The 5,595-nt window shown below is 60.8% G+C and carries 7 protein-coding genes; all 7 read right to left on the bottom strand.

Going from position 1 to position 5,595, the window contains the following annotated elements:
- A partial coding sequence (locus JAB6_RS00525) for a baseplate J/gp47 family protein (RefSeq protein ID WP_175444467.1) occupies window positions 1-547 on the bottom strand: 547 nt, incomplete at its 3' end.
- Window positions 544-888: a GPW/gp25 family protein gene (locus JAB6_RS00520; RefSeq protein ID WP_070300948.1), complete on the bottom strand. Its 345-nt coding sequence runs from the start codon at window positions 886-888 to the stop codon at window positions 544-546. The genes JAB6_RS00525 and JAB6_RS00520, both read right to left, overlap by 4 nt.
- A complete protein-coding gene (locus JAB6_RS00515) occupies window positions 885-1,547 on the bottom strand; it encodes a phage baseplate assembly protein V (RefSeq protein WP_070300946.1) in 663 nt (220 codons plus the stop codon). The genes JAB6_RS00520 and JAB6_RS00515 overlap by 4 nt, the downstream gene beginning before the upstream one ends.
- 97 nt (window positions 1,548-1,644) lie before the next feature.
- Window positions 1,645-2,679, bottom strand: coding sequence for a S41 family peptidase (locus JAB6_RS00510; RefSeq protein WP_070300944.1), 1,035 nt, complete (start codon window positions 2,677-2,679; stop codon window positions 1,645-1,647).
- Between the two features lie 106 nt (window positions 2,680-2,785).
- Window positions 2,786-3,538, bottom strand: a complete 753-nt coding sequence (locus tag JAB6_RS00505; protein ID WP_070300942.1) for a LytTR family DNA-binding domain-containing protein — start codon at window positions 3,536-3,538, stop codon at window positions 2,786-2,788.
- Entirely contained in the window at window positions 3,538-4,869 is a 1,332-nt protein-coding gene (locus tag JAB6_RS00500; RefSeq protein ID WP_070300940.1) for a sensor histidine kinase, read from the bottom strand. The genes JAB6_RS00505 and JAB6_RS00500 overlap by 1 nt, the downstream gene beginning before the upstream one ends.
- A 310-nt stretch (window positions 4,870-5,179) precedes the next feature.
- The coding region (locus tag JAB6_RS00495; RefSeq protein WP_070300938.1) for a phage virion morphogenesis protein at window positions 5,180-5,595 on the bottom strand (416 nt) is incomplete at its 5' end.

Raw genomic sequence — 5,595 nt, 5'->3', positions numbered from 1 at the left:
CGGCGATGCCTGTGTCGTTGTTGGCCAGCACGGTGACGGTGACGCTGGCCGGCGCCGGACTGGTGGCGCTTGCGTCCTTGACGCGGCCGTCGCTGCTGCGGGCGTGGAATTCGTAGGACGCCTTCGGGCCGGCCACGGACAGGCCGTCCGGCGCTTCCTGGATGCGCAGGCGGTAGGCGTCGTTGTCTTCCATGACGGCCGCTACGGGAGGCAGGGCGTCGGGATTGGCCGACCTGATGGTCAGGCGCGCCACGTTGACGTTGGCGCCTAATTGGTCCAGGTCGCCATCGAGGGCAAACGCCAGCATGACGGCCTTGCCCGCGTCGTTGACGCGGTTGCGCAGGATGGTTTCTTGATACGCGTTTTCTTCCAGCAGCTTGGTGGCTGGTTCCGATTCCAGCTCCAGGAGAGCCGTGACGGCCGCGCGCTCGGCTTCCGGCAACAGGCTCACCAAGTGCGTCTTTCGGCCGGCCAGGATGGCTTCGAAGTCCAGCACTTCGACCACGCTGGGTGCCGGCAATTGGGTCAGGTCGATGGGCGTGCTCATACGACGCCGCCTTGCTTGACGGGTACGGACAGGGTGATGCCCTGGCCATTCGCCGTGCCATCGAGCAGCAGCGCGATGGCGCCGTCCGTGTCGCGCGTGAGCTGTACGCTGGCAAGTTGCAAACGCGGCTCCCAGCGGCGCAGCGCAAAGGCGGTGGCGGCATAGATACGCAACTGCGTGGCGCTGTTCAGGGGCTGGTCGATCAGCTCGGGTACTTCGGAACCATAGCGGCGGCGCCGGATGCGCGAACCCATCGGCGTGGTGAGAATGTCGGTCACGGACTGGCGCAGGTGGTCCAGGCCCGTCAGGCTGCGCCCGGTGGCGGCGTGCATGCCCATCATTGTTGCGGCCCGCCCGACTTGTCGCCGCCGGCCTTGACGCCGCTGTGTGCATGCTTGGCCAGGCTGATGGCGCCGGCTAGCACGTCCTCGCTGGCCTTGATCGTCCCTTGCACGGCCATGGCCACGCCGCCAGCGGCGCCGGCCTTGGCGTTCACGCCACCGTTCAGGGCGGTGGCGCCCTCCACGGTAGTGGACTGCTTGACGATCAAGTTTTTCATGACGGTCAGGTCGCCCGTGCAGATGGTGCTGGGCGCGTTCGATGTGACCTTGTCGGCGGTGATGGTAGCGGTGCCGCCGGGGAGCACTGCCGTCAGGGTGTGGGCCGCGTGGTCGTACTGCACCACGGCGCCGTCCGGGTAATGCGTGGCGTGGATAGTGTCGCTGGTTTCGGGCGCGTCAAATGCCTGCGAGTACAGCGCCGGCATGATGATGCCGCGCGTCAGGTCGCCGCCTGGGGAAAAGACGATTACTTGTTCGCCGACCGTCGGCGCCGACCAGGTGCGCGTGCTGCCGGCGCGCCGTGTGGCCCAGTTCAGCCATTCGGTGGTGAGTGTTGGACCGAGCCGCACGCGCGCCTTGGCCCCTTTGACCTCGGCAATGGTGCCCAGGCGGATCAGGTTTTGCAGCAAGCGGAGGAGGTCGGACAGGTCGGCGTTCATGCAATGCATGTTGCCGAAGTCCGCGTGCGGATGCACGCGGGACCGGGTTGATAAGGGGCTTAGCGACTTCGGTTGATTGCAGAGTCAGAACGCATTGTTATAGTGCGCCCCCATGAAATTGTCGCTGCATCAAAACTTTAGCCGCCGCGAGGGCATCGTTCACCTTTGCAGCTACATCCGGAGTGACGCCCGTGCCCTCCCAGTTTGTATGGGTAATTGAGCTGATCGGGCGCTTGCTTGGGATAAAGATAGCAAAATGCTCGCTGAGACGATATGGGCGCGAAGCGTTGGCGCCGCCCCAAGTGCGTTCCCCGATCACCTTGGCGCGTTTCAGCGCCTGCATTTGGTACGCAAATGATTCGGCGGCGGACTTCGTATCGGGGCCTGTCAAGATGAGGATCGGCTTCTTGCCCCCATAGCGTTTGCCGTCGAGCTTATCCTGCGTCCAATACTGCGTGGTGATACCGGTCGCACGTTCCCAGATGTCGTTGAGGCGGGTGCGCCCGTCAACAAGATAACTGATCAGTAGCGCCACTGAGTCTTCCCCGCCACCGCCGTTGTTGCGCAGATCGATGATGAGGCCATCGGTGTTAGCGAGTTTATTCATCGCTGCGGCAAACTTGTCGGATACGAGGAAAACCGGCCCGAATGAGGAAATCTCCAGGTAGCCGATATTGGGACTAAGATGATCGACCTTTTCCACGCCAAGGTTTGATGCAAGAACCCTTTCAAGCACGGCAGGCGGCACTTGTTTTTCCCATTCCGCCCGCGTCTGTGGCGGCGGCGGCATTGCATCATCGGGCGGCACCGGGTGGGCACTGACATCGATGAACATATGCTTGTCGTGGATAACGCCATCAATGTCATCGAATAGCTGTTTGGCGAGTTGTTGACCGTCCGTGACCCTATCATATTTGCCCTCGCGCTGATGCTGGCGCAAGACAACCTCGACTTGTTTGGCTTTGTCTGGAAAAACGTAGTGGGCATTGAGCTTGGCAATCAGCGTATCGATGACCTCCAACCGGACTGCCCGACTGACCTCCACTGTCGGCGCCACCGGGGGGGGCGCTGCGATTGCCCCTGTCACGGTCAGCAATAACAAAGCCAGGGAGACTATCCATTTATTTATCATTATTTTCCTTTTTTTAATATGATTAAATGATTCACTTCGAACTGAACCAACAAATCCGCCGTCGTCACGAAGGCGGCCAATCGGCAGGGAGTCTTTAACATCCCTGCTACATCTGGCGGAACTGCTTGGTAAATCCCTCACTAACGGTCAGGCGCTCGGTCCGGCCTTTCAGGATGACCTCCAGCCCAGGGCCGCTGCGCACCCCGGATTCAATGCGTTCAATCCGGTCAATGGCCTGCAGATTGACGACGGCACTGCGGTGGATTTGCGTGAACAACTGCGGGTCCAGTTGATCGAGCAGGGACTTGAGAGGCAACCGAATCAGCGAATCGCCGTTGTTCGTCACCACCCGCGTGTACTTTTCGTTCGACTGGAAGTACAGCACTTCGCTCACCATCACCAGCCGCACCGAATTGCCGCTTGAGGCCTTGATCCACTTGAGGTACACCGGTGCGCTCTCCTGTTCAAAAAGCTGTTCCCACACGGCCGGCGGCGGGCTTGCGGCCGTGCGCGACTTCAAACGACGGATCGTCTGCAGCAGGCGTGAGGTCGTCACCGGCTTGACCAGATAGTCGGACGCGCCGGTATCGAAAGCGGCCAAGGCATAGTCCGCATACGCTGTAACGAACACTACCTGGCACGACTCGGGAATATGGCGCGCCACCTCCATGCCGTTCAGGCCGGGCATCTGTATGTCCAGGAATACGATGTCCGGTTTCAGTACGTCGATGCTTGCCACCGCGTCGATGCCGTTTTCGACCTGGCCGGCGATTTGCAGTTCGGGCCACAAGGCGTACAACTGGTCCACCAGCTCCGCCCTTAGCAAAGGCTCGTCTTCGACGATCAGAGCGCTTGGCATCAGGCGTGGCTCCCGACAATAGGCACCGTCAACACTGCACATACGCCTTGTCCGTCGCCCGGCTCCACAAAAAGGCTAGCCTTCCGTCCATATAGCAGCAGCAAGCGCTCTGTAATATTCGCCAATCCCGTTCCTTGCCCGGATTGTTCGGTCAAGCCGACCCCGTCGTCGACAACAGACACGCTCAGCAGCCCGTCCGTGCTGTCGCTTTCGTGCCTTACGCTGATGGTAATCAGGCCCGGTCGGCTGGCCCGCTCCAAGCCGTGTTTGACGGCGTTCTCCACAAGCGAGATCAGCATCGCCGGCGGGAACGGCAGGCTGCGCAATTCTTCGGCCACTTCGACAGCGTAGCGTAGGCGCGTGCCCATGCGGATGCGCATCACCGCCAGGTAGTCGCTAACAAGATCCATTTCTCGTCCCAAGGTCGAGGACACCGAGCGCATATCGGGCATCGCGTTTTGCAGGTAGCCGACCAGATGGTCGAGCATCTCTTGCGCGGCCCGCTGGTCGGTGCGGATCAGATACTTTAGATTTGCCAGGGTATTGAACAGGAAGTGCGGCTCTACCTGGGCCTGCAAGGCTGAAAGACGTGCCTGCAGAGAGGTGCGTTCCAGCTCGCGCTCACGCCGAGCCGCATTTAGTGCGCTTGCATGGCGCGCGAGGTGCTGTTGCAGTTGGGTAGACACCATCTCGGCAGTCTTTAGCGACTCACCCTGCTGGATCGCGAACCAAGCCAGGCCAGGTCGGCAGCGCAACTCAATGTCGCAGCTGGGGCCCAAATCGGACGATATTCTCACGTCGACATGGCGCCCCAGCACCAACGGGCGCCAGCGACCCAGCACGATCCGGCCCTTGAAAGGGTCGTGAAAAAACGCAGGCGGACCGGAGTAGCCAAGTGCCATGCCGAGCGCCAGCCCCGATAGGGACTCGGTGCACAGGTCAAAGGTGGTGTAGGGATTGAACGGCGCATGGATACGACGCGTAACCATGGAAGCCATCGCCTCGACACTCAGCGCCTTGCCCTCTTCGCTCAGCCGCGCTAGAAAGCTGCGTGCGATCCCATTAGACATCAGCGCGAGCCAGACCATCACCGCCGCCACAACGCCGCTGACAATGTACGGAGTCAGCTTGCGGGTCTCCATTTCGCCCGGCGCGGCCGGGGTGTGGTTCAGCCAGAGCGGAAGCAGCGCGATTGCCAGCGACAGGAACAAGAGTGAACCGGCGTTTAAGCGCAGCGCAGACTGCAGCAAGTAGCGGCGCACAAGGTGGCGGTCGTGCTTGACTTCCGATACGGGAGGCGCGTTGAATGGCAAAAATGGGGGAGAACTCATTAAATTCCTTGTGTTTAACTCGCCCCCATTCTAGCGGCACGGACGCCCGTATTTTCTCCCATGCGACGAACGCCTACAAATCGCGGAGGAAACCGGCGCTGGCGGGATGGACGCCGCCGATAGAGTCGCTGCCGGGCTTAGCGATTTAGAAGGACATATGCATGAACCCAGATGGGTGGAGCGGTGCAACAGGAATAACCGACTCCATTTCAGTGTCCACAGTAGTTCCCGCCAAAAAGTAATGGGAACTACTTTGGCAGACGCTACTTGCCACGACCAGACGGTGCAGGGCCGACGCTTACGATGCATCTTAGTTTTTTTCTATGTGACGCAATAGCGATTCGCATATCAACGTCCGATTCGCCTCACTCATTCCTAACAGTGGCCGCTCCCGGTACTTGTACAGTGGCCCTTTTTTCGACAAACGGTCTTGCTGGCCAAACTGATGCACCCGCGCCACGCGCGCCACCCAGCCAAAGAAGCCGACTTCGATTTGGTCGCCGGTCGTCTTCATTTTCAGGTGCTTGGCGGTGCGAATTTTGGCGAACATCGCCGCCTTTTGCCGCTTGATGCGTCCATTCTTCCCCTTGAATTCCTTGCGCCGCTTGCGCGCGTGGTACGCCGCGCCGTCCGGCCCCTGCTGCGCCTTGATGCGCTGCACCTGGCTGCGGCGCAGGTCGATGGCCACCTTGTGATTGATGGCGCGGCGTTGGGCCGGCTGCAGCT

It is taken from the genome of Janthinobacterium sp. HH104 (assembly GCF_001758715.1).
GTDB classification, from domain to species: Bacteria; Pseudomonadota; Gammaproteobacteria; order Burkholderiales; family Burkholderiaceae_D; genus Janthinobacterium; species Janthinobacterium aestuarii.
This window is presented reverse-complemented; position numbering and strand designations above follow the sequence as displayed.